The following is a 22,640-nucleotide window of genomic DNA, read 5'->3' as shown; positions in this document are numbered from 1 at the left end:
GCAGCACTACTCTAAGGACCGAAAGCCGGAAAGCCGGTAAAGTCAGGAAGAAAAACGGCAGCACTACTCTTATATATAGATGTCCGGACTTCCGGACTTCCGGACTTCGGACTTCCGGACTTCCGGTCTTCCGGTCTTCCGGACTTCCGGACTTCCGGACTTCCGGACTTCCGGTCTTCCAGACTTCCGGTCTTCCGGTCTTCCGGTCTTCCGGTCTTCCGGACTTCCGGACTTCCGGACTTCCGGACTTCCGGACTTCCGGTCTTCCGGTCTTCCGGTCTTCCCGACTTACTGACTTCCCGACTTTAAACTTTCTTACCTTACAGTGTAACCTGCCACCGTCACATGTAGTCTTATCACCAGCAATGAATACCGGAACAAATGATAATGAGATCATTAGCAGAGTGCTGCGTGGTGAGCAATCGCTGTATGCCGACCTGGTAAAACGATACCAAAATTTCGTCTTTACCATCACGCTGCGGTACACCACCAGCCGGGAAGATGCGGAAGAAATAGCCCAGGACGTATTCGTAAAAGCTTATCGCAGCCTGGCCGACTTCAGGGGCGATGCCCGGTTCAGTACCTGGCTCTATACTATTGTAACAACTACCTGTATTACCTTTTTGCGGAAAAAGAAACTGGATACGCATTCGCTGGACAATGAAAAGGTATTTGAAACAGTGGAAAGTACTGATTCGGGCTTCAGGGCCAACCAGGTAGAGCAAAAGTCGAAGGTGCAGATGGTCAATAAAGCCATTCGCCTGTTAAGTGCCGACGATGCCAAACTGATCTCGCTTTTTATCAGGGAGAACAAAGCCTGGAAGAGATCGGGCAGATCATGGGCCTGGAGCCCAATACGGTGAAAGTACGTTTACACCGGGCACGGCAAAGGCTCAAAGAAAAATGGAAACCCATTTTGTACAGGAAGTAAAAGACATTATGAACTGATCTAAAACGAAGTAGTATGAATACGCAACCATCCATTGAAACGCGTTTGTGGGATTATATTGACGGCCATACAGGGCCCGAAGAAAAATCGGCCATTGAGCAACTGATCGATAGCAATATCGAATGGCGCAATAAATACCATGAACTATTGGAGGTACACCAGCTGATGAGCAAGGGCCTGGAGCTGGACGAACCTTCCATGCGCTTTACCCAAAATGTGATGGAAGATATTGCCAAATACCATATTGCTCCTGCTGCACATTCATATATCAACAAACGTATCATTTGGGGCATTTTTGCCTTCTTTATTCTGACCATTGTGGGCTTTTTAATTTATAGCCTGGGACAAATGAATTGGTCCTCATCAGGTAGTGGCAGTGGTTCCCTGCCGTTCAATATCGATACCTCCCGTATTAGCAGCTTTAACTTCAGCAAGGTATTTAACAATAGTTATACTACTGTATTCCTGATGATCAATGCAGTACTGGGGCTGGTATTATTGGATATGTACCTCAATAAGAAGAAAAACAATTACAAGAAAAGCATTGAGGCTGGTAGCTGGTTAACGATCATCAGTCTACGTATTACCAGTTCCCGGGTTGTCGATTGCGGGCCTTCGGGGTCCGATTGCCCGTTGCTGGTTTCGGGTGTCATCTATTCAATTCCTGCAGTAATCCTCAAGGATCTTTTGCTTAAACTTATTTTAATGTACAAAGGTGCACCGCAGTTGGTACACCCTTGTACATGGTGATCATGTTATCACTATGTTCCGGTATGCCCTGCCGATTCTTCGGTGGGGCTTCTTTGATCTATGAAGCGCTATTGACATTCCAATGTATAGGCGCCTCCATTGTAATTCTGCCATGCTTCGCCCGGACATTGATAGTCAAAGTTCACAGCAAAAACATTGGGACCAAAGGTGGGTACAATTGAATGGACATAGAAAGGAACGGCAATACCGCCACTGGTAACCTGTACCAGGTACGCCGTGGTGCCATTACTGGCAATTTTTACTACCAATGGGCCGCCCGAACAACCGGCACTCACGTTACCGCAGTAATCAATCCACACTAGTTTTTGAAATACCTGCTGCTGGTCAGGCGCTTTAGCAGATTGAAGAAAGGGAGCTACAGACAATAGCATAGCGATCAGAAAAATCCTGGTTTTCATGATAAAACTTTTAAATGGTTAACAATAAGGCAGGATCGATCCGTCCAAATGCATCATATATGAGCTACTAAAAATAATACTTAACTTTTTTAATTGTAAATACTACAGTCATTTATCCTTATCCTGGAATGGCCAGTATTTTACTCAAATTACCTTTGGCTCATCGTTTTTCATCTTCGCTTCATCTTCGGCTGATAGTTTTGTTCCTGTTAATCACAATCAAACAAACATCTAAAACAAACATTATGAAAACCAACCTATTATTCGTATCCCTGGTATTATTATCGGGCGCTGCCTTTGCGCAGGATGTCAACGTAAAGAATGATGCTGCTGTAAAAGTTCAGGCAAAAGCAACACCAGCCGAAAAGCCTGTTGCAGCCAGCGGCACAGCCAGTTCGGCCACTGCGGCCAGTGCAAACACCGGTGGTTCCAATATTGGCGGCAAGGTAGCCACCGCCACCAATGCCCAGGTAGCAAGTAATCATCAACCAGTCAGTCAACAGGCCACCGCCAATACCTCTGTACAAGTGCAAACAACCGTTTCACCGGCACCAGCAGTAACCACTGTACAAAAAGTAAAAAGGTCAGCACCGCCACCGTTCACAAAACCACCAACGCCGTCATTGAAACAACTGGAGCAGCAAGAAGCGCCATCAGGCCAGTGTCTGTCAATACCAGTTTGCAAAGCACTTTAAAAGCAGGTATAAGACCTGGTATTCAATAACTAAAAGCGGTAACAGATTTTTGTTTTGATCCAGACAAAAATCTGTTACTTTTAATAATGGCTAAATTGTTCCTACAACGGTTTGTTTTCCTGTTACTGGTTTGCTTCCTGCACCCCTTGTTCAGTGAGGGCAGTGATGGCAGCAACAGTATCAACCGGTTTCGCCATATCCCGGGGGTGTATAGTATGAAAATGGTAACAGACACCATTCCTGTCATCAACCCCGACACCAGGAAACCGGAGGAGAATATACCGGCAACGGTGAAACCCGAAATCATAAAAGAAGTACCCAAATCCCGCAGGCAGGTAAAACCAGTTACCCTGCCTACGATTCCGGTCAAGCCCATCAAATTGATCAAACCCACGATCATCAAACGCGTGATCGGATGATTGGATAAAATTCAGCCACATGATGAAACTAACTTCCCTGCTAATAGCAACCAGCATCCCTGTATTCTGTATGGCCCAGACGGACAGTACAGTTACAACAGATTCCACCAGCAAAGCCACTCTTACGCTTGGCGCTTCCTATTCCAACAATGCAAGTTATTATGGCCAGCGGGCACAGGAAAATATGCCCTATATAGCGGCCAGTGCTACGTACCGTTTACGTTCAGGTATTTATTTTACCGGCATGGGGCTTAAACTCCTGAATGATTCCGGATCGGCTATTTCTGCTACCAGCCTGGGAGCGGGTATATCCTTCCCCTCAGCAAGCACCTCACGGCTGATCTCAGCTATAGCCATACTTTCTATCCGGCCCACTCCCCTTTTCTGCAAGCAGCCAATGCCGACAATGTAAGCGCCTCGTTAACACTTGAAAACTGGTTGAGTACTACAGCCAATGTAGATTATGCCTTTGGGAAAACACAGGATGTATTCGTTACCCTGGGTACCAGCAAATTTATCAACCTGGGCAGCCTGCTGAGCCCCAAAGACTTTGTGTCCTTAACACCAGCCATTGAAGTAACAGGGGGTACGCAACATTACTATGAGACCTATGTTACTGAAAAGAAATTAAGAGACAGTTTGCTGGGGTTGCTTCCTCCCATCCTGGGTGGCCCGGGTAATGGCAGCACCACCATGCATACAACCGTATCTACCAGCTTTGACCTGCTTTCGTATAATTTTAAATTGCCGCTGGCTTACAACCGGGCTCATTATTTGTTAGAGGTAGCCTATCAGTTATCGGTGCTGGGTAAGAAAGCCACTACAGGCACCAGCCAAACAAATTCATTTTTCACCTGTAGCTTTTATTACCAGTTTTAGTCTATGAAGGTATTGATCGTAGAAGATGAAAGATCGTTGGCACTTGAAATGGAGGCTTTTCTCCTAAAGGCTTTTTATTTGTGTGATCTTGCTTTTACTGCTCGGCAGGGGCTGCAGCAAATGGAAGAAAACCAGTATGACTTTATCCTGCTCGACCTGGGGCTTCCCGATAAAGATGGCCTGCAGGTACTGGAAGATGCCAAGCGCAATTGCCCCGGCGCCTCCTATATCATTTTAACTGCACGGGGCGACCTGGAAGATCGTATCAAAGGGCTGGACCTCGGTGCAGACGATTACCTGCCCAAACCTTTCTCCCTGTTGGAACTGCAATCGCGTATGCAGGCCATTACCCGCCGCAAATCGGGACTTAAAGATTCGCTGGTAACACTCGGTGACTTTACAGTTGACCTCAGTAAGCGCAGCATCCTTTTCGACAACCAGGCCATCGAACTTTCGCGCAAGGAGTTTGACCTGCTCAGCTACCTGCTGCTGCATAAGAACAGGCCTCTCACGCGGACACAGCTTAGCGAACATATCTGGGGCAATTTCTCCGACGATGATTATGATTCCAATTATATTGATGTACACATCAAGAATATCCGGAAAAAGCTAAGTGTCTATGCACCTGTGGAATGGCTGCAGACCATTCGCGGGATTGGTTATAAAATAAAAACGGGCGCGTGAAACTGTTTACCAAACTAACCCTGTTCATTACACTTTCCAAGCTGGCCATTGTGGTGCTGTTTGTATTGCTGTTGCCGGTACTGGTAAACCGGGTCGCTTCGGAGTACACCAATTATTACCTGCGCGAGCAAAAGAAAAAAGTACTGAAGGCCATCAATACCAATGGTATTGACTTTTACCTGCAGGGTGAAAACAGTTATGGCAGTTATACCATGCTGAAGGAAGAATATATATCCCTGGAGCCGGACACAGCAAGGCTATGGCACGACACCATCGAAACCGCCCGGCGCCTGGTAGAGGCAGATACCCTCACCTATCGCATTTTAAGACATGCCTTCAGCTATGATAAAAAGAATTACCTGCTGGAAGTAGGTAAGACCACAGCTACCATCAGTCAGTACAACCGCCCCTCCAACGGGTAGCACTCTATGTATTGATAGGCCTGATCATACTCACCATACTGATCGACCTGCTGTATACACGCCTGGTGTTGCGGCCGCTGGGGCTGATTATCCGCACCCGGCTGTTGAACCGGCGCTTTCCATTCAAAGAACACCTGCCGCCGATCAAAACATCCACGGCCGATTTCAGGTACCTCGACAATGCGTTAATAGAATTGATGGGCAAAATAAAGGAAGCATTCGACAAGGAACGTGAATTTACTTCCAATGCTTCGCATGAGCTGATGACGCCCATCAGTATTCTGCAAAACAAATTGGAAAACCTGATGGTAGACAGTGATATGAATGTGGCTTTGCAGGAAAAGACACTGGGTATGATGAAAACGGTGAACAGGTTGAAGAAGATCGTTCACTCGTTGCTACTCATCTCCCGGATAGATAATGACCAGTTTACACGCACAGATACGATCAACATGGATCAGCTGATGAGGGAGGTAATGGAAGAACTGGGACATCGTGCCGAGACGAGAGGAATTGAGGTATCCATCGATTTGCCACCTGGTGTAATTGTCATTCCGCAAATGAACCATGAGCTCATTTTTCAGTTATTTTATAACCTGATCAACAATGCCATCCGGTACAATAAAGAAAATGGACAAATCTTCATCAATGCAAAAATAAGCCCGCTTCATACCTGGACGATCCATATCCGGGACACCGGCATCGGCATCCCTCCGGAAGAACTGGATACGATCTTTGACCGTTTTAAGAAAACGAGACAGGCAAGCAGTGAAGGCTATGGATTGGGACTGTCAATTGTAAAGAGTATCGCCCAATACCACAATATCCGTTTAGCAGTAAACTCAGAACCGGGCATTGGAACCCAATTCAGTGTCGTTTTCCCCTGAGTAGGTATCCCTTCATGTCAATAGTGCAACAAACAAAAGGCGGCTGCCTACCTGGGTAAACAGCCGCCTTTCGTATGCTTAAAATGCCGAAAGATTAATCATTGAACTTCTTCTTCAGCTCCATCAGTTTGGCCTGGAAGGGATTCAGCGGCTCCTGCTTTTTGGGCTGCTGGGGTTTATTGCCGCCGGGCCGGTTGCCGCCGCTGCCTGATTGCTGACGGGGCTGCTGCCTGTCGCCACTACCCTGCCTGCTCTGGTCTTTCATCGTCAGCGCAATCCGTTTCCTGGCTACATCTATTTCAGTCACGGTTACCGTTACTTTCTGATTCAGTTTCACCACCTGGTTGGGATCAGAAACGAAGGTATTGCTCAACTGGGAGATATGCACCAGTCCATCCTGCTTTACGCCAATATCGACAAACACACCAAAATTGGTAATATTGGTTACGATGCCTGGCACCGTCATTCCCTGTTTTACATCCTCAATGGACTTAATGGTATCATCAAAACGGAACTCTTCGATTGGCGCACGCGGGTCACGACCGGGCTTTTCGAGTTCTTTCAGGATATCGGTAATGGTGAACTCACCAATGGTTTCGCTGATGTATTGTTTTTATTGATCTTCTTGCGCAGTTCGGCTTGTTTGATCAGGTCTTCCAGGGAAGCCTGGAGGTCTTTGGCCATTTGTTCTACCACAAAATAGCTTTCGGGGTGAACGGAGGAATTGTCCAATGGATTGGCCGCGCCGGAAATCCGTAAGAAGCCCGCACACTGTTCAAAGGTTTTGGGCCCCATCATGGGCACTTTTTCAGTTCATCCCTGCTTTTGAATGCACCATTCTTCAGGCGGTATTCCACGATGTTTTTGGCAAGCGTATTGTTCAAACCAGAAACGTATAACAGGAGGTGTTTGGAGGCTGTATTTACATCCACGCCTACATAGTTCACGGCGCTTTCCACTACCCTGTCGAGTGCATCTTTCAATTTGGTTTGGTTCACATCATGCTGGTATTGTCCTACACCAATGGATTTGGGATCAATCTTTACCAGTTCACTCAGGGATCGAGCAGCCTGCGGCCAATGCTAACAGCGCCACGAACGGTTACATCCTGGTCGGGAAACTCTTCGCGGGCTACTTCAGAAGCGCTATAGATGGAAGCGCCGCTTTCATTCACCTGGAATACACTTACAGGACGGCCAAAATCAATACCCCGTACCAATTGCTCTGTTTCACGCCCTGCAGTACCATTACCTACACCAATGGCTTCAATTTCATATTTGTCGACCAGGAATTTGATCTCAGCTTCGCTCTTGCTCCATTCATTTTGTGGGGGTGGGGATAGATAACACCATGATACACCATATTGCCCTGAGCATCGAGGCAAACGGTTTTGCAACCGGTACGGAAACCCGGATCAAGGGCCAGTACTTTTTAGATCCCAGGGGGAAGCCAATAGTAACTGGCGCAGGTTTTCAGTAAATACGTTGATGGCTTCTTCATCGGCCTTGTTCTTGCTCACCAGGCGAAACTCATTTTCAATAGAAGATTTAAGCAGGCGCTCAAAGCTATCTTCAATGGCTTTCTTTACTTCGGTGCTGTTGGGATTGGACGCTTTGACAAAGATCCTTTCCAATTCATCAACTGCCTGTTGCTTGTCGATATTGATATCCATTACCAGGTAGCCTTCTTTTTCACCGCGGCGAATGGCCAGGATACGGTGAGAAGGACTTTGTGATAAAGGTTCGTTAAACTCAAAATAGTCGCGGTACTTCTGGGCTTCTTCTTCCTCTTTTTTGCTGGTCAATACTTTGGAAGAGAATAAGGCTGTTTCAGTAAACAATTGACGCACTTTATTCCTGGCTTGTTCATGCTCGGATACCCACTCGGCAATGATATCACGTGCGCCCTGCAAGGCTTCCTTATTATCTTTTACCTGTTCATTGATATACTTGGCAGCTTCGGCATTGGGATCTTCAGCACCTTGTTCAAACAATATTTTGGCCAATGGCTCCAGTCCTTTTCAATAGCCTGTGTAGCCTTGGTTTTGCGTTTGGGTTTATAAGGCAGGTAAAGATCTTCCAACACGGTGGCATCATAGCAATCCTCTATGCGTTGCTTTAATTCAGGGGTTAGTTTACCCAGGCCTTCAATGGTTTTGATCACGGTTTCCTTGCGCTTTTCCAGTTCACTGAAATAAGCGATCTGCTCTACGATGTTGCCAATGGCTACCTCATCCAGGTTATTGGTCGCTTCTTTACGATACCGCGCCATAAAGGGAATGGTAGCGCCTTCGGCCTGCAGATCGTGAACACTGGTTACCTGTTTCAGGGTAAGACTTAATTTTTCTGCAATCTTTTGTGTGTACTTTATTTCCATGATCTATACTTTAATAATTCGGCTTCCCAACTCAAATCGGGGGAGCAAATGTAAGTGAAGGAATCAAAGAAAAACTTTGTTTTATCAACAAGGTTTACTGTTTGCAATATGATCTTTAAAAGCTATATAGCCAGGGCATTGTGGAGGATACTATTTACATCATCGGCCTTTGTCATTACCAGCAGGTGACCTGCTTTGGGAATGATATGGGTAGGCTTGGTATAGCGTGCAGGCAGTACCTCATCGCGGGTGCCATGGATATGTAAAACATCTGTGGGCATTTCTTCATTTTTCCATTGCAGTACGGCTTGCATGGACCAGCGGATAAAAGCAGGATCGCTGCTGCTGATGATCTCCCAGATCAGTTTTTATCGGCTGATTTTTCTTTGGTGATAAATCTTTTTAACCGTGCTGAGGTTTTCACCAGGCCAATGGGAACTATTTTATGCAACCGGAGGGCGCCGGCCACACGGAAATACCCCGGTAATTGGGTGGATAAGGGGATACTGGCAATGAGGATGGTTTTAACGGGCGGGTAACGCTTGGCTATTTCGGTCACCAGCATACCGCCAAAGGAAAGGCCTACCAATACAAAAGGTTCGTTGGTATGTATCCTTTCGGCCATACGAATAGCATAAGAGGCTAAAGATTCATCCTTTTGGGGAGCAATCCAGGTAAGGTGTACGATCTCGTAGCCCTGGGGTAAAGTTACATACTTAAATACCCGTTCGTCGGCCGCCATGCCACTGATAAAATATGCTTTCAAGTCCCGGTAATTAGGGGTGAATAATCTCTGCAAATTTATTGCTTTACCAGTGATGCAGCCCTTATAATTGGCGGCTTTCTATTGGGAGTCGGGAGGAACTTCCCCGCCCGCCTTTGCAATCTTAAAATACTCTTTGATGAGTGCAGTGTATAATTTATTGCTGGTTACATCCAGCCGCACCTGTGCTGCCTGCCTGAGCGCTGGATCCGCCATGATCCTTTTAGTCTGGTAATTGGCTGCTTTCATCAGGGCATTTACCTCCTTTTGTTTGGCGCTGAGCTTTCGGCGGCTCATATCCGGATAAGCGCTAACTACTGTTTTTCGCCATACTGCTTGAATACGATCTGTTTGCCCAGGTGTCCGGACAGTTTTTTGAGTAATACATTTTCGCTGATAGCCATAAAAAGATTTTATTGTTTGCTCATGCTACCTGTCTGAGTGGCCTTTACCTCCTCCTAAGGTACGTTATTTCTAGTATAAACCCAGGGTTATCTTAAGATTATTTTAGGGTTTAAAGCTTATAATAAACCTAAGAATAGCTTAGGAAAACCCTAAGATGACCCTAGGATACAAGGATGATGAGAGAAGGAACAGGCCGGGAAGGCTGGATTTTCACCCACCTCCTATTTCCGTACCTTTACCGCCACAAATACCGGAAAATGGATATTAAGAACAACATATTGGAAACGATTGGCAATACGCCATTGATCAAACTGAATAAGATTACGAAGGAGCTTCCCGGCACGATACTGGCCAAAGTGGACTATTTCAATCCCGGCAACTCCATCAAGGACCGTATGGCGCTGAAAATGGTCGAAGTGGCTGAAAAAGAGGGAAAACTGAAACCCGGCAGTACCATCATCGAATGTACCAGCGGCAATACGGGTATGGGCCTGGCGCTGGTTGGCTGTGTAAAAGGTTACAAGTGTATATTTACGACTACCGATAAGCAATCGAAAGAGAAAATGGACATTCTGAAGGCGGTGGGCGCCGAGGTGATCGTGTGCCCCACCAATGTAGAACCCGATGATCCCCGCTCTTATTACTCTGTGGCCCGCAGGCTGGCCAAAGAAATACCCAACAGTTTTCTGTGTAATCAATATGATAACCTGGCCAACCGGCTGGCGCATTATGAAACCACGGGTCCCGAACTGTGGGAACAAACGGATGGCAAGATCACGCACCTGGTATGCACGGCCGGTACGGGCGGCACGGTTACAGGTACAGCCATGTACCTGAAAGAAAAGAACCCGAATATCCAGATCTGGGCCATTGATGTATATGGCTCTTTGCTGACCAAGTATTTCCGTACCAGGGAAGTAGATATGAATGAGGTGCATCCTTATATATCAGAAGGATTTGGGGAAGATTTTGTACCCGAGAACTATGATATGCGTGTAATTGACCATTTTGAACAGGTAACAGATAAAGATGGGGCTGTAATGGCCAGGCGGATTGCCAAAGAAGAAGGGTTGTTTTGCGGATACAGTGCCGGCAGTTGCCTGCAGGGATTGATGCAATTAAAGGACCGCCTCAAAAAGAGGATGTGGTGGTGTGCATTTTCCATGATCATGGCAGTCGTTATGTAGCCAAGATCTATAATGACCAATGGATGATGGAAAGGGGCTTCCTGGATGTGAAGTCGTTCAGGGATATCGTGAATGGCCGGCCCGCCAAACAAAAACTGGTGACGATTGATCCGAAACGTACGGTAGCTGAGGCCGTGGAGTTGATGAAGAAACACGATATTGAACATATACCGGTTGCCAATGGCAATGGATTGATTGGCGCTATTAGTGAAAGCGGCCTGTTCCAAAAAGTATTCTCCAATCCCGATATCAAAAATGCTTCCATTGAAAGTGTGCTGGAGCCTGCCTACCCGGTGGTGGAATTCAATACACCCATTGAAAAATTACGTACGCTGATCAACAAAGACAATGGTGCTGTATTGAGTAAAGATGAAGCGGGCAATTTCCATATTGTGACCAAGTATGATGTAATACAGGCATTGGGGAATTAAATAATTAGCAGTTTCTGCATAGGCTGACCTTTTTGGTCAGCCTAGTTTTTTAGTAAGGGACTAGCAAAAACAAAAAAGCTGGTTGTTGTCAACCAGCCCAGGGGGAAAATCTTTTAATCAGAGACAAAGTGTTCAGCACCCTTGCGGATACCTTTCCATGAATGTTCGGGATCAAGAGAGGCATCCTGGTTGTTTAGGGGGTAAAAAGGGATCCTCACATAAACCTGGTACAAAGATGATCCATGGAAAATGGAGGAGAAAGTTTATTCGATCAATGCACCTGAATGCCCGTTCAATCGCATTAAAAGTCGGATTAAATTATTTTAATATAGCTGTTAGCATGTGGATAACCTGAAACTTTCCTATCCTCCTTTTGATGAGGATCAATGAAACAGCCCCAATCCATGGGCTTTAGCGTAGTATTACCATCACCTCTACGTTATACTACTAAGTACGTCCTGACACACTTACGATTTTTGCAGTAAATACCGAATATTTTAAATCGAGAATTTCTGCTCTTGTTAACATTTCAATGTGGATATACCTTTGTTATAGAAGTTGATTGATAGCTTATCAATCATTCCAATATCCAGGAAAAACCAGTAACGCATCCAATATCCAAGAAAATCCTAAAATCCAGTATCAATCAACTTCCTTTTTTCTTTTAAAATCCATTTGTCCAAGTCCAATGTCCGTATGAACTGTCCGAGTCCAAAACGATTGCCATCCAGCCTGTGAAAAGAACCAATGTCCAAAGTCCTAAGTCCTAAGTCCAAGTCAAACCGTCCAAAGTCCAAAGTCCGAAAAAAACCAATTTGACCGTATCCCGTGAAAGAACCGTCCAATAAGATCCAACGTCCAAAAGAAACCATTTAGTTCCAATTCCTGTGTGTTAAGAACCGCCTGCAAATTCCAATACCCTCCTGCTAGATGAACCTTATTCAATTTAGCAGGAGGCAGCAGCGGTCTTGCTCACCAACAACAGGGATTCCCGAAACACACAAAAAGGGACCTTTCTTCACCAGCACCTCCATCATTCTTAGTTTGTTGATCATTCCCTGCTTTTATTATTCAGTCTTGTATTATTGCCCATTGTTATTCTGAGTCCAGGCTTTTAGCCGGGTTGGCCAAGGCGGCCTGAATGGCCTGAAAGCTTACTGTGCACAGGGTTAATGCGATCATGGCCAGGCCGGTAACCAGGAAGATGTCTATTCCCAGGTTAATATGCCACGCAAATCCCGATAACCAGTTATGCATCATCCATCCCGCCAGGGGCAGGGCTATAACGAGTGCTATCACGATCGCCCGGAGAAATTCTTTCGACAACATCAGGACCACCTGGCTTACGGTAGCGCCCAGCACTTTGCGATGCCTATTTCTTTGCGTTTTTCCCGGCAGTATAAGATGCCGGCCAAACAATCCCAGGCAGGAAATGATCACGGCCAGTATAGCAAAGTATTTGGCTAATACAGCCACTCTTTTTCGGCTAAGTATTGGGCCTGGTAATCTTCGTCGAGGAATTTAAAGTCAAAGGCAAAACCCGGATTATACGCCGTGTAATAAGATTGCAGGTTGCTTAGCACTTCTTTTGTCTGGGCGGTGTTAATTTTCGCCATCACTGTGTTACCAGGCGCATCGGGTTTAAAGAACAACGGTTTTACGGTTTCATGGAGGGACTGGTAATGAAAATTCTTTGTGACGCCAATGATCTCGCGATTCAGGCCATCAAAACGGATGGTTTTGCCTATAGGATCTTTTATTCCCATTAATTCAATAGCGGCCTCCTTGAATATGATCTTAGCGGTATCCATGCTATAGGCAGTAGAGAAGGTACGTCCTTCTTTCATGGTAATACCCAAGGTTTCGATCATACCGTAATTAGCCAGGAAGGGCATGAACAAAGTAGTATCATCTGCTCCATTGTATTGCCAGCGATTGCCAGCCGATGGGCCACCCAGTACATTGCCTGCCATGCTGGAAGCTGCCAATACACCGGGTATCTGTTTTACGCCGGCCAAAAAACATCCATACTACCAGGCACTTTGCCTTCGGCATCAAAATAAACTACCTGCTCTTTGTCGTATCCTGTTTTATGTGCTTGTATGAAATTGATCTGCCTGTACACTACCCAAACGGCCACGATGAAAATGACGGATATGGTAAATTGAAAAACCAACAGTCCCTTCCGGGCCCATAATGCGCCTGTGGCCTGATGGATCTTTCCTTTTAACACAGCCACGGGCTTGAAGCCCGACAGGTAAAAAGCAGGATAACTGCCAGCCAGCAATCCGGTGACGAATATGATACCCAGCAGGGATAATATCAGACCTGTGTCAGGTACAATGGCGAGGCTTTTGCCGGTAATACCATTGAAAGCAGGTAAGAGGAGGACAAGGAATAGCAAGGCCAGGCAAGTAGACAGGAGTACCAATAACCAGGATTCCATTAAGTACTGAATGATGAGGGAAGGACGGCCAGCGCCAATGGTTTTGCGAATGCCCATTTCTTTCATTCTTCCGGTGGCTTTGGCAGTGGCCAGGTTCATAAAATGGATGCAGGCTATTACCAGGATAAAGAGGGCGATGAGGGCAAACAACCGTACATACCCGATGCGGCCACCGCTTTGAACACCATTTTCATAAGTGCCATAGAGGTAATTGTCGCCATAGGGTTTCAGGAACATGTTGCGGGTATTGCCTTTGCTCTGGCTTTTCATGAAGGCACTGAGCTTATCATTAAAGGCCTGGACCTGTGTGCCTGGTTTTAGGAGCAGGTAGGTATGAAAAGGGCCACCGGTAGTCATCGTGGTGGGCATGTTCATGATCAATTTAAAGGCATCAAAAGGCAATACAAAGTCAAATTGTACAGAAGAGTTGGCCGGGGTTCCCTTAAATACCCCTGTGACCATACTGGTACGGCGGGTTTGGTCGATTTGCCATTGTACGGGTTTTCCAATAATGCCTGTTGTATTGTTGAATAAACGTATGGCCAGTTTTCCGGACAGTACAATACCATTGCGGTCATTCAGCACTGCTTGTTCATTGCCATTGATGAGGGGATAGGAAAACACTTTGAAATAATCCTTGCCGGCAAAAACACCGGCCCCATGTACGTTTTCCTCGCCCGTAGTAAGGGCTACCCGCGGAAACCAGAAGGGAGGGGTGTGGATACGGTGGCCAGTTGCACTTCGGGCATAATGGGTGGCAGGGATTCGGCCAGCAGTCCCGGCATTTCGGCCGAAGTGTTGATGCCGCCACTATTGGACCGGTGTTCCATTACCTGGAACAATTGTTTATCGTGTTGATGAAACTTATCGACACTCATTTCATCCTTTACCCATAACCAGATGAGTAAGACACCAGTGAGGCCGGTAGACAGGCCGATTAGGTTTAACAAGGTAAATTGACGGTTCTTAAGTAGGTAGCGCCAGGCAATCGTCAGGTAGTTTTTGAACATGTACGGGTATTTATGGGGAGTGGGATGCGGATGGGAACATTTTCCATAAGAAGTCGGTATTATTTTTAACAGGGGTTGGTTAGCTTTGGCGGGGGAATAGCTGCGAGCCGCGAGCTACGAGCTGCGAGGAAATACAAGGATGCGTATAGGTGTATAGTGGTGAGTGATGGGTAATGGGTAATTAATTTAATAAATGTCATGTATTCGTACACTGATCAAATAAACAGATCTATTCAACTGCCGGGTATTCCGAAGCGGATCGTTTCGTTGGTGCCTTCACAAACAGAATTACTGGCCGACCTGGGGCTGGCAGATGCGGTGGTGGGTATCACCAAATTCTGTGTGCATCCGGAAAGCTGGTTCCGTAGCAAACAAAGAGTAGGCGGCACCAAGAAGGTGAATATGGATACGGTTCACCGGCTGCAGCCCGACCTGATCATTGCGAACAAAGAAGAGAATGTAAAGGAGCAGGTGGAGGAACTGGCTGTGCATTACCCGGTATGGGTGAGTGATGTAAACGACCTTATTGATGCACTGGCTATGATCCGAAGCCTGGGTGCGCTTACGGGCACAGTTGCCGGGGCAGCCGCCATTGCAGGGAGTATTGAAGCGGGCTTTGCTTCTTTGGCAGGTATCACCCCTGTTATAAGAGCGGCCTACCTGATCTGGCGGGATCCCTGGATGACGGTGGGGCATGATACTTTCATTCATCACCTTTTGCAGCGTTGTGGATTGCAAAATGTTTTTGAGCAGCAGTCGCGGTATCCTGCCATTGATATAGCAGCTTTGCAAGCAGCAGATTGTAAGCTGCTATTGTTATCGTCGGAGCCCTACCCTTTTAAGCAGCAACATATCGATGAACTGCAACAGCATTTACCAGCTACACGCATTCTGTTGGTGGATGGGGAAATGTTCAGTTGGTATGGCAGCCGGTTGTTGCAGGCGCCTGCTTATTTTCAACAGCTGTTGGGTTTAGTGCATTCGAAGTAGATTGTGTAGTTTACCGGGATGGGGAATACAGCTGTGAGCTACGAGCTGCGAGCTGCGAAAGAATACAGTGGGGAATCGGCAGTCGAGAATCGATTGCTTCGGTTTGTGAGGATTTCTTTATTATTGAAAATTTATTATGGTACCTGAATTTACGCCAGAAGAAAATAATAAGCCTTCGCGCAAGAAACCGATGTTTCCGGTGCAGGAGGGCTTGCGTCAATACCTGAAAGTACATGGGCGTGAAGTGAAGCTACCGGTCTCTTATACAGACCTGCTGCGTATTACGTATTCGATACCGCTAAAGGATAAACAGGGCAATGACACGCTTTGGGAGAAGGCGGTATATGATATGCGTGATTGGGAATACATCCGCAGTGGACTGGTAAAGATGTATGCTTTCCTGAAAACGGAAGGTGACCTGACTTTTACGGCACACCTGGATGTAGCGCGGATCGACTATTGCAGTTTTGGTAATTCGCACCCATTCCGCATCCGGATCATCAATAAGTTCAATGACAATTATGATCACTATTATATTAAGATAGCGGATGCTTCACGCATTTATGGGTTGGAGCTGGAGCACTTATTATCGCCCAACCGTATTACCTACCTTACCCATAATAATACGCTGGTGGAAGAGCATATACCCGGTATACCGGGTGATGTGTTCATTCAAACGCATCTTACGAACCAGACCACCAATAAGATCAGGCTGGCCAAGGAGTTTGTCAAGTTCAATGAACGGTCTTTCGTGCGTTTATTAGGCGATATGCGTTCTTACAATTTTGTAGTGGATATTACGCCGGATATTGAGGATTATCAATACCGCATCCGGGCGATCGATTTTGACCAGCAATCGTATGAAGGCAGGAAGAACCTGTACCTGGCCCAGTTCTTCAAAGAGAATGTTGAACTGGTCAATCTGTGCAGTAAGTACCTGAATAAAGAGTCCATTGAACAATACCAGGCGGAGGAAAGGACGATGATGGCGTTCCGGGTAGCCTCTACGCGTTTCAGGCTGATGGAATTGCTCAATATCATGGCGCGGGATAAGATCAGTACCCCGAAAAGTTGTTGCAACTAAAAACGGAGCTGGGGCAGTACTTTCACAATCCGGCTTTCAATAAATGCACTTCGATGGGACAACTGGTAAAGCGGCAGTTGAAGCAAACGCTTCAGAAGAACCTGGCGCTGATACAAAAGAATTTGGGGAAGTTTGAGGATTGAGCAGCGCTAATTCAGGTAGGCTGGTTAGCTTTCCACTTTTACTTGGAACCTGGCCAGGAATCTATTCCATCTTATGGTTGTTCAGCGTACAAATTCATCCCTTTGAGGATTTCTCTTGACACACTATACATAATACCTGCATTCCAGTCATTCAGGTATTCAAATGCTTTATAAATGTTTGGATTAGACTTTGAAAAGACTGCATAATAGGTATTATAGGATCTTGTACCAATATCTTCCCAGTGAATGTAATTGTTTCCATTAAGAATAATACCATCTTGGTTGAAAATGACACCAAGGATACTAAACTCCTGTGAGGTCGTATGCATTTTAAGGTATTTATCTACTAAATTGTCAAAATAGATAATATACAAGGCCTGAATGATTGCTGAATATTTCTTTGAGAGTTGATCCAGGTTAACTCTATAAACAGACTTAAGCCTGAGCTTAATAATTTCTCCAGAAGATGACAAGATATCAATACAATATATCCGACCAATGACAAAACTATATCCGTTGATCCATTTGATACCAAACCGAAAGGCAACTATATCCTGCGTCTTTATTAGAGCTGGGGGTACTCCTATCTTATCTTTATTATCAAAAGTCAGATACTCCTGATCCAAGACCAGTTCTCTCGCCCTATCGAAGATGGACGATTTTATAGAAAATGAAGTGGGCGTACTCATAATTTAATCTTTAAGCCCAGCTCTTTTTAAGCGTGAGCAAAGCTTCGGCATTCCCTTTTGCGTCATCAACGGGGTGATGGGTATGCTTTGTTTTACGCAGGTGTTTAAAGTTTTGGAATGTGTCTTTGACAATTCCTTTGTACAGGCTGCCCAGGTTGTAGGAGCTATGACCAAAGGGGTTGGCGCCGGTAAAGTGGTGGAAATACCAGCAAATAAACATCCAATCGAATCCATTGTTATCGCTGATGAATACGGCTCGGTCTTTTACTACTTCTTTGAGCCAGGTAGCGAATTTCTCCATTACTGTTTTAGGATCCTCAAACTCCCTAGTTTGTTCCCTGGTGAAACCAGAAACAGCCAGGGCTTCGGGAATGAATTGATCGGATATGGGTTTTAGTTGTCCGTAGAAAGTTTTTGTAAGCCTTCTTCTACTACGACGGCTCCGAAACAGATCATGGAGTAATCGCCCGGAATGGGGCCGTCGCTTTCAATATCGACCATTATGTAGGCCATTGTTGGGTTGGTTTTGTGGGTTCTGTGAAATTGTTATTGCGGATAAGGGCAGGTAACCTCTAACCTGTTGTTATCGGGATCGTGGGTTTCAAATTCATAGTAGCCATCGCCCGTTTTGCGAGGGCCACTCAGAATGGGGAAACCCGCTGCCTGGAATTGTTTTGCTTTGGCATCCACTTCTTCAATGGTATTTACGCCAAAAGCGAGGTGTATGATGCCTTTGTATTGGGCATCGATGGTATCATTTTGATTGTTGGGAATACCTGGCCTGGACATGATCTCCAGCCGGGCGCCTGATTGAAAGCTAAGGAAATAGCTTTGAAATTGTTTTTTCTCATTGGTGTACTTCTCATTGGATACGGCCCCAAAATATTTGGTATAATAGGCTTTGAGGGCTTCCAGTTGATCGGTCCAAATGGCTACGTGTTCCAGTGTCATGGTATTGGTTTAAAATTCAGGGCAAAGCTACAGGTTGTGCGGAATGATAAGGGCCAGGAAATGGTTCATATTATCCAATTATTTTTTATACAGTTCAAGCTTTCTTCCATCGGGGTCAATAATGATGGCCAGGTATCCAAACTCGGTTTGGGTAGGTTCAGCAGCAAAGGGCACCTGTTTTTCTTTTAAAGTCTCAATCGTTTTGTCAAAATCTTCCACAGCCAAACCTAACCGTAAATGCTTGTCGGGATCGGTCTGCCCCTTCGCCAGAGGATAGATTTCCAGTACAGTTTCACCGATGGTGGTGCCGTAATGATAAGGGGAATTACCGTGCTTGTGGTAATCAAACTTCAGTCCTAATAAGGAATAGAAGTTGGCCAAGCTTTCCGGGTCGGGTGTGCGGATGACAATGAGTTTTAATTGCATTCTTAAACAACATTAAATTAATAGCTTTATTTAGTCTTAAGGTATTTCTTAAAGGTTGTTGAATACCTGTCTCCAAATTTTAAAGTCGTAATATCCTCATATTTTATGGTAGTGAGCTTATTTTCCAATACCCCGGCAGGATCATAATACTGAATCTGAAAGCTGTTTTTGGCAATACGTTTGATAGGCCCGATCTCAAAAGCGCTTGTTCCATTAATCATGTCGTTATTTTTCAAATGCCCACAGTAATTCGTCATTATGCCTGATGGCATTTTCTATATGGGGACCAAACTTACCCCAGGCAAAACCTGCCCTATCGGGGCTGTGGCGTAAGTCGGCTATTACATAGTTGTCTGGCAATTGGGCGGCAAAGTTTTTAAGGACGGTATCATTAGCCGCTTTGGCTTGTTCTAAAGTAATAAAACTGCCATCAGGCCGGTCCCAAATTTCCATTACTGTTGTTTCATGGATGGTATCGAAGTGAGACTCCCTGGTTTTTACCAAGTTCATGGAGCTGGCTGATGAAAGCGGCAAGGTTCTCTGACTGTTTAACAATTACTGCCGGATCGTGGCAAGCAAAAATACGTTTCCCCATTTACCTTTGTTGTCAATATCCAAAACCCAACAATTTCCCAACCCATCGCCAGCCAATTCTATAGAATGGTGACAGATATTGTCCATTCCAAAGTAATCATACCTATCAAATGTCACCTCCATCATGTTGAATTGAAAGCCACCGGCAAATTGTAGCAATTCTCTTATTTCGGCCGGTAAATGGCCTTCCACCAGTTGACTGGCAAGGCTGTCTATTTCCTGCTCGGATAAGGGAGGTTTTAGCTCTACCTGGTATTCTTCCCCATCTTCTGTAATATACTGTTCGTTTACTATGGCCTGGAGCTGTTCTAATGGTGTCATTAGGAAGTTTGTTTTGAAGGTCTTTGAGGGTCTAGTCCTGCAGCATTGCTGTACATTCTTAGCTCCCTGAAAATTATCATTTTCCACCCTGATCTGCAAATCAGGTTGATGGATTGCTAGTTATCCACTCATTCTGGCAGCCATCAGCAGGATATTCCACAGTGCAAAAGATCTTCTCCCTTCTCAGCATGAAGTACGTAGCGATTACCTCGTTTGTCAAAAACAGTTACCTCATGCCATTCAAACTTACTATGCATTTTGAGGTCAATGCGGCCTTTCATATTTTCCAATACAGTTGGCTTGAAAGTAGCTATATCAGCCAGTGCCAGTCTAAATACAGTCTGGTTATTATTACATATGACCTGACGTGTGCAGAGCAGTGTCCATTCTTTCGAGGGTTTGGTAAAAAACAGGACAGGTATCCCACTGGCATCATTGATATTAGCCACCAGGTACTCTTTTATGTTTCCATCAAGATCGCTGAAGTGGAACGAGGAACTTGTGGGCAGGCGATGTTGTTTTGCTCTCCAAAGCAACCTGCTCTTGATATAGTCATCTGTCTTCTCCATTTTCACTTGTCTTTAAAATGCTTCTTCCAGGTCTCCTTTTTTATTATAGTGCCATCAGGAGCAATATGCATAGAATAATTAATGGAATCGCCTTCCTCTTTTTCATCTTCTGGTATACTCCCTTCCTTTGTGTTGGCTTCTCTGCTTTCCATAATAAATCGATCCTTGTCTGTTTGCCGACCTACGGCCTCAAAGGTCCAACCCGCGTCACCGCAATCTGCTGCCAGATCAAACTGGCTGATGAATTTTCCTTTTCGGTCAAAGATGTAATAACGGAGAATACTACAATAACTACTTTCGTCCTGGGTGAGGATGGTGAACTCAATAAAATTGGTATCCCTGTTTTGCCAGGAATAGTAATAATCACGATCATATCCCTGGCCGATAAATTTCCGGTGGCCTTTTGGGAATATCAATTTGAAAGCACTGCTATCAATCTCTTCATAATGCCCCGGCCGCGTATCGAAACTAAAACTATCGATCTCAAATTCCTGCAGGTCCTGGTACTTGAATTTGCTCTTGAGTTTGTATAAGGCTGCTTTTTCCTGGGGCAGAATTTGTTGATGATTACTTTGGACACACCCTCCGAAAAAAAAATATACCAATTATCCAAACCAATGATGATCGTTGAAAGGTCATACTTGAATATATTATAAATTATCTATTTCCTAATCCCACCAAAGGGAGATAATTCCCTTTTCAGCTCTTAGTGCTTCCGCAACTTGTTCTGGCGTAACCTCATCACTGGGGCAAAGTTTCAGTACTTCCTTACTCATTGCCACCCAATCGTCAGGTTCCCTTTCCAGCCGCAGCAGACACCTGTCAAAATCGGCCTCCAAAATGGTGTAAGGATACTTTTCCCCGAATGCCTTCAATGCAGTGATCAATGAATCGGTTGATATGCCGAAATTAATCCCATTTGTTTGTTGCAGCCTCAAGATGTTGTAAGGGTTTTCACCTCTGACAATGGACAGGGTCACCTTTTTATCCTCCCTGGTGGAGTCATCCGAAATAAATGCATAATGGTTTCTATAATTAAACAAGCGATTGATGGTGTCAACCAGGCCATGACTTATTTTCCTCGGGACAAGAAAGGAAACGCCTGGTATTTCAACGGTTTTGCCTTTGACGTCAGGTTGTCTAATTCTATTAGGTGGCTCGTTTATAAAATGAGACGCCACCAACCAGGTTTTCAACCGGGTAGCTTTTGTCCTGGTTATTTTCTCCGCATCGACAATGACCAATAGTTCTATGCCGGTCTTTTCGGATAGCTCCGACTGCTCTTTAAACTTAATGACTGAATCTGGTTGGGCACAGGCAGCGCATAAGAGCACCAGTGAGGCAGTAATAATTATAGTGCGAGTCATAGTTTTAGTTCTTATCCATGAGCAGTAACCGCCATTTCCGGGCTACCACCTGGTCTAATATAAAAGAAAATTGTCTTTATCGGGTTGCAACCTGGTATCGGCAAAAGCAGTATCTGACTTAATGCAGTCCCTGATCAATTGCACTTTGTCGACGGTGAATTCATTATAGATCTCTTCGCCAAAAACCTTTTTAATATTTTCATCCCAATATATGGACTCCATGACAATGTGGTTTTCAAGCACCTCGCACCTGGTTCTAAGTAAATTGAAAAAGTAACATTGAATTGCAGATCGCCCAGCTGCACCTGGGGCCAATTGGCTTTGAATACATCGGGCAGGCATTTGTAAAAGAAAAGGTAATTCAGGCTTCCTGGAAAATTATCTGCTTGCTGTTGCATGACCGTTGATTGCAATAGCTCCATCGCCAGCTGTTTATCAAAAGAAATGGGCGGGCTAATATGCCTGGTAAAGCGATCATCGCCACGCTTGAAGTTTGTATCTACGCGGAGTAAAGCTTTAAAAGCCTTCTGGAGTTTTTCATTCCGGAAGCTAAGGTCGGGATACTGCAGGAAAAAGGAATCCACGCGTTCCTTATCCAGGACGAGGAAGCCGAACTTGTCCTCATGACCGGGATAATAAGTAGTGCTTACGTGATCGACATAGGTGGTGTGGTTTCCACAGCTGGTAAAAAGGATGGCCAATATCAGGAAAGGGGTTACAATACGCATGGGGCAGTAGGTGAATAGGCCCCAAAATATTGCTTTAAACTGACACCCGCAAGGCC

38 protein-coding genes and 1 pseudogene are annotated in these 22,640 nt (G+C 45.3%); 14 read left to right on the top strand and 25 right to left on the bottom strand.

The window, feature by feature from the left end:
- Window positions 1–365 precede the first annotated feature (365 nt).
- Genes RS881_RS14690 through RS881_RS14680 form a run of 3 tightly spaced genes read left to right on the top strand, consistent with a single transcriptional unit; the run spans window position 366 to window position 1,699 of the window.
- The gene (locus tag RS881_RS14690) at window positions 366–863 is read left to right on the top strand and encodes an RNA polymerase sigma factor (protein ID WP_315821763.1); all 498 of its coding nucleotides are present in this window, start codon (window positions 366–368) and stop codon (window positions 861–863) included.
- The gene (locus RS881_RS14685) at window positions 839–931 is read left to right on the top strand and encodes a hypothetical protein (protein WP_315821762.1); all 93 of its coding nucleotides are present in this window, start codon (window positions 839–841) and stop codon (window positions 929–931) included. The genes RS881_RS14690 and RS881_RS14685 overlap by 25 nt, the downstream gene beginning before the upstream one ends.
- Before the next feature lie 33 nt (window positions 932–964).
- Complete coding sequence (locus RS881_RS14680; protein ID WP_315821761.1) at window positions 965–1,699, top strand: anti-sigma factor family protein; 735 nt, start codon at window positions 965–967, stop codon at window positions 1,697–1,699.
- Between the two features lie 68 nt (window positions 1,700–1,767).
- Here the strand turns inward: RS881_RS14680 and RS881_RS14675 are convergent, their stop codons facing one another.
- Window positions 1,768–2,118, bottom strand: a complete 351-nt coding sequence (locus tag RS881_RS14675) for a hypothetical protein (RefSeq protein WP_315821760.1) — start codon at window positions 2,116–2,118, stop codon at window positions 1,768–1,770.
- Window positions 2,119–2,363: 245 nt separating this feature from the next.
- Here RS881_RS14675 and RS881_RS14670 point away from each other — a divergent pair, with 245 nt between their 5' ends.
- From RS881_RS14670 to RS881_RS14640, 7 genes are all read left to right on the top strand, one after another.
- Window positions 2,364–2,813 (top strand): hypothetical protein, encoded by a 450-nt coding sequence (locus RS881_RS14670; protein WP_315821759.1) that lies wholly within the window; start codon window positions 2,364–2,366, stop codon window positions 2,811–2,813.
- An 86-nt stretch (window positions 2,814–2,899) separates the two neighbouring features.
- Entirely contained in the window at window positions 2,900–3,232 is a 333-nt protein-coding gene (locus tag RS881_RS14665) for a hypothetical protein (protein ID WP_315821758.1), read from the top strand.
- A gap of 19 nt (window positions 3,233–3,251) precedes the next feature.
- The gene (locus tag RS881_RS14660) at window positions 3,252–3,644 is read left to right on the top strand and encodes a hypothetical protein (RefSeq protein ID WP_315821757.1); all 393 of its coding nucleotides are present in this window, start codon (window positions 3,252–3,254) and stop codon (window positions 3,642–3,644) included.
- 26 nt (window positions 3,645–3,670) lie between these two features.
- The gene (locus tag RS881_RS14655; protein ID WP_315821756.1) at window positions 3,671–4,111 is read left to right on the top strand and encodes a hypothetical protein; all 441 of its coding nucleotides are present in this window, start codon (window positions 3,671–3,673) and stop codon (window positions 4,109–4,111) included.
- 3 nt (window positions 4,112–4,114) lie between these two features.
- Window positions 4,115–4,795, top strand: a complete 681-nt coding sequence (locus tag RS881_RS14650) for a response regulator transcription factor (RefSeq protein WP_315821755.1) — start codon at window positions 4,115–4,117, stop codon at window positions 4,793–4,795.
- A complete protein-coding gene (locus tag RS881_RS14645; protein ID WP_315821754.1) occupies window positions 4,792–5,217 on the top strand; it encodes a hypothetical protein in 426 nt (141 codons plus the stop codon). Before RS881_RS14650 ends, RS881_RS14645 begins: the two co-directional genes overlap by 4 nt.
- Before the next feature lie 11 nt (window positions 5,218–5,228).
- Window positions 5,229–6,104, top strand: a complete 876-nt coding sequence (locus RS881_RS14640) for a sensor histidine kinase (RefSeq protein WP_315821753.1) — start codon at window positions 5,229–5,231, stop codon at window positions 6,102–6,104.
- A 94-nt stretch (window positions 6,105–6,198) separates the two neighbouring features.
- Here the strand turns inward: RS881_RS14640 and RS881_RS14635 are convergent, their stop codons facing one another.
- The 9 genes and pseudogenes from RS881_RS14635 to RS881_RS14600 all read right to left on the bottom strand — a co-directional run bounded on the left by RS881_RS14635 (window position 6,199) and on the right by RS881_RS14600 (window position 9,540).
- Window positions 6,199–6,570 carry a S1 RNA-binding domain-containing protein gene (locus RS881_RS14635; RefSeq protein ID WP_315824481.1) on the bottom strand — a complete coding sequence of 124 codons (372 nt, stop codon included), beginning with the start codon at window positions 6,568–6,570 and terminating at the stop codon, window positions 6,199–6,201.
- A gap of 123 nt (window positions 6,571–6,693) precedes the next feature.
- Window positions 6,694–6,788: pseudogene (locus RS881_RS14630) on the bottom strand (hypothetical protein); the annotation flags it as partial.
- Between the two features lie 110 nt (window positions 6,789–6,898).
- On the bottom strand, window positions 6,899–7,102 hold the full coding sequence (locus RS881_RS14625) for a helix-hairpin-helix domain-containing protein (protein ID WP_315821752.1): 204 nt from the start codon (window positions 7,100–7,102) through the stop codon (window positions 6,899–6,901).
- Between the two features lie 56 nt (window positions 7,103–7,158).
- The gene (locus RS881_RS14620) at window positions 7,159–7,488 is read right to left on the bottom strand and encodes a hypothetical protein (protein ID WP_315821751.1); all 330 of its coding nucleotides are present in this window, start codon (window positions 7,486–7,488) and stop codon (window positions 7,159–7,161) included.
- A 30-nt stretch (window positions 7,489–7,518) separates the two neighbouring features.
- On the bottom strand, window positions 7,519–8,109 hold the full coding sequence (locus tag RS881_RS61620) for a Tex family protein (protein WP_425476349.1): 591 nt from the start codon (window positions 8,107–8,109) through the stop codon (window positions 7,519–7,521).
- Complete coding sequence (locus tag RS881_RS61615) at window positions 8,034–8,480, bottom strand: Tex-like N-terminal domain-containing protein (protein ID WP_425476348.1); 447 nt, start codon at window positions 8,478–8,480, stop codon at window positions 8,034–8,036. The genes RS881_RS61620 and RS881_RS61615 overlap by 76 nt, the downstream gene beginning before the upstream one ends.
- A gap of 122 nt (window positions 8,481–8,602) precedes the next feature.
- Window positions 8,603–8,794 (bottom strand): hypothetical protein, encoded by a 192-nt coding sequence (locus RS881_RS14610; RefSeq protein ID WP_315821750.1) that lies wholly within the window; start codon window positions 8,792–8,794, stop codon window positions 8,603–8,605.
- Window positions 8,795–8,841: 47 nt separating this feature from the next.
- Complete coding sequence (locus RS881_RS14605) at window positions 8,842–9,279, bottom strand: alpha/beta fold hydrolase (RefSeq protein ID WP_315821749.1); 438 nt, start codon at window positions 9,277–9,279, stop codon at window positions 8,842–8,844.
- A 45-nt stretch (window positions 9,280–9,324) separates the two neighbouring features.
- Window positions 9,325–9,540, bottom strand: coding sequence for a hypothetical protein (locus RS881_RS14600; RefSeq protein ID WP_315821748.1), 216 nt, complete (start codon window positions 9,538–9,540; stop codon window positions 9,325–9,327).
- A gap of 365 nt (window positions 9,541–9,905) precedes the next feature.
- Here RS881_RS14600 and RS881_RS14595 point away from each other — a divergent pair, with 365 nt between their 5' ends.
- On the top strand, window positions 9,906–10,835 hold the full coding sequence (locus tag RS881_RS14595) for a PLP-dependent cysteine synthase family protein (RefSeq protein ID WP_315821747.1): 930 nt from the start codon (window positions 9,906–9,908) through the stop codon (window positions 10,833–10,835).
- Window positions 10,793–11,266, top strand: a complete 474-nt coding sequence (locus tag RS881_RS14590; protein WP_315821746.1) for a CBS domain-containing protein — start codon at window positions 10,793–10,795, stop codon at window positions 11,264–11,266. The genes RS881_RS14595 and RS881_RS14590 overlap by 43 nt, the downstream gene beginning before the upstream one ends.
- Before the next feature lie 1,095 nt (window positions 11,267–12,361).
- Here the strand turns inward: RS881_RS14590 and RS881_RS14585 are convergent.
- The 4 genes from RS881_RS14585 to RS881_RS14570 form a co-directional block, all read right to left on the bottom strand.
- Window positions 12,362–12,742 (bottom strand): ABC transporter permease, encoded by a 381-nt coding sequence (locus tag RS881_RS14585; RefSeq protein WP_315821745.1) that lies wholly within the window; start codon window positions 12,740–12,742, stop codon window positions 12,362–12,364.
- On the bottom strand, window positions 12,730–13,284 hold the full coding sequence (locus RS881_RS14580; RefSeq protein ID WP_315821744.1) for a hypothetical protein: 555 nt from the start codon (window positions 13,282–13,284) through the stop codon (window positions 12,730–12,732). Before RS881_RS14580 ends, RS881_RS14585 begins: the two co-directional genes overlap by 13 nt.
- Window positions 13,272–14,336 carry an ABC transporter permease gene (locus tag RS881_RS14575; protein WP_315821743.1) on the bottom strand — a complete coding sequence of 355 codons (1,065 nt, stop codon included), beginning with the start codon at window positions 14,334–14,336 and terminating at the stop codon, window positions 13,272–13,274. The genes RS881_RS14580 and RS881_RS14575 overlap by 13 nt, the downstream gene beginning before the upstream one ends.
- Before the next feature lie 65 nt (window positions 14,337–14,401).
- On the bottom strand, window positions 14,402–14,722 hold the full coding sequence (locus tag RS881_RS14570) for a hypothetical protein (RefSeq protein WP_315821742.1): 321 nt from the start codon (window positions 14,720–14,722) through the stop codon (window positions 14,402–14,404).
- A gap of 198 nt (window positions 14,723–14,920) precedes the next feature.
- Between RS881_RS14570 and RS881_RS14565 the strand changes: the two genes are divergently transcribed.
- The gene (locus RS881_RS14565; protein WP_315821741.1) at window positions 14,921–15,712 is read left to right on the top strand and encodes a helical backbone metal receptor; all 792 of its coding nucleotides are present in this window, start codon (window positions 14,921–14,923) and stop codon (window positions 15,710–15,712) included.
- A gap of 136 nt (window positions 15,713–15,848) precedes the next feature.
- Entirely contained in the window at window positions 15,849–16,796 is a 948-nt protein-coding gene (locus RS881_RS14560; RefSeq protein ID WP_315821740.1) for a hypothetical protein, read from the top strand.
- A gap of 214 nt (window positions 16,797–17,010) precedes the next feature.
- Here the strand turns inward: RS881_RS14560 and RS881_RS14555 are convergent, their stop codons facing one another.
- The 11 genes from RS881_RS14555 to RS881_RS14505 all read right to left on the bottom strand — a co-directional run bounded on the left by RS881_RS14555 (window position 17,011) and on the right by RS881_RS14505 (window position 22,584).
- A complete protein-coding gene (locus tag RS881_RS14555) occupies window positions 17,011–17,628 on the bottom strand; it encodes a hypothetical protein (RefSeq protein WP_315821739.1) in 618 nt (205 codons plus the stop codon).
- 10 nt (window positions 17,629–17,638) lie between these two features.
- Window positions 17,639–17,929: a hypothetical protein gene (locus RS881_RS14550; RefSeq protein WP_315821738.1), complete on the bottom strand. Its 291-nt coding sequence runs from the start codon at window positions 17,927–17,929 to the stop codon at window positions 17,639–17,641.
- A 245-nt stretch (window positions 17,930–18,174) separates the two neighbouring features.
- Window positions 18,175–18,579, bottom strand: coding sequence for a VOC family protein (locus RS881_RS14545; RefSeq protein ID WP_315821737.1), 405 nt, complete (start codon window positions 18,577–18,579; stop codon window positions 18,175–18,177).
- Between the two features lie 78 nt (window positions 18,580–18,657).
- The gene (locus RS881_RS14540; RefSeq protein ID WP_315821736.1) at window positions 18,658–19,005 is read right to left on the bottom strand and encodes a VOC family protein; all 348 of its coding nucleotides are present in this window, start codon (window positions 19,003–19,005) and stop codon (window positions 18,658–18,660) included.
- A 26-nt stretch (window positions 19,006–19,031) separates the two neighbouring features.
- Window positions 19,032–19,226, bottom strand: coding sequence for a hypothetical protein (locus RS881_RS14535; RefSeq protein WP_315821735.1), 195 nt, complete (start codon window positions 19,224–19,226; stop codon window positions 19,032–19,034).
- Between the two features lie 4 nt (window positions 19,227–19,230).
- On the bottom strand, window positions 19,231–19,515 hold the full coding sequence (locus RS881_RS14530; RefSeq protein WP_315821734.1) for a hypothetical protein: 285 nt from the start codon (window positions 19,513–19,515) through the stop codon (window positions 19,231–19,233).
- A gap of 45 nt (window positions 19,516–19,560) precedes the next feature.
- A complete protein-coding gene (locus tag RS881_RS14525; RefSeq protein WP_315821733.1) occupies window positions 19,561–19,920 on the bottom strand; it encodes an SMI1/KNR4 family protein in 360 nt (119 codons plus the stop codon).
- 143 nt (window positions 19,921–20,063) lie between these two features.
- Window positions 20,064–20,489: a hypothetical protein gene (locus tag RS881_RS14520; protein WP_315821732.1), complete on the bottom strand. Its 426-nt coding sequence runs from the start codon at window positions 20,487–20,489 to the stop codon at window positions 20,064–20,066.
- Window positions 20,490–20,491: 2 nt separating this feature from the next.
- Entirely contained in the window at window positions 20,492–21,094 is a 603-nt protein-coding gene (locus tag RS881_RS14515) for a hypothetical protein (RefSeq protein WP_315821731.1), read from the bottom strand.
- A 63-nt stretch (window positions 21,095–21,157) separates the two neighbouring features.
- Window positions 21,158–21,733, bottom strand: a complete 576-nt coding sequence (locus tag RS881_RS14510) for a DUF4253 domain-containing protein (protein ID WP_315821730.1) — start codon at window positions 21,731–21,733, stop codon at window positions 21,158–21,160.
- Between the two features lie 257 nt (window positions 21,734–21,990).
- Window positions 21,991–22,584 carry a hypothetical protein gene (locus RS881_RS14505; protein ID WP_315821729.1) on the bottom strand — a complete coding sequence of 198 codons (594 nt, stop codon included), beginning with the start codon at window positions 22,582–22,584 and terminating at the stop codon, window positions 21,991–21,993.
- Window positions 22,585–22,640: the final 56 nt, after the last annotated feature.

Source organism: Paraflavitalea speifideaquila (genome assembly GCF_032395985.1).
In the GTDB taxonomy this organism is placed as follows: Bacteria; Bacteroidota; Bacteroidia; order Chitinophagales; family Chitinophagaceae; genus Paraflavitalea; species Paraflavitalea speifideaquila.
This window is presented reverse-complemented; position numbering and strand designations above follow the sequence as displayed.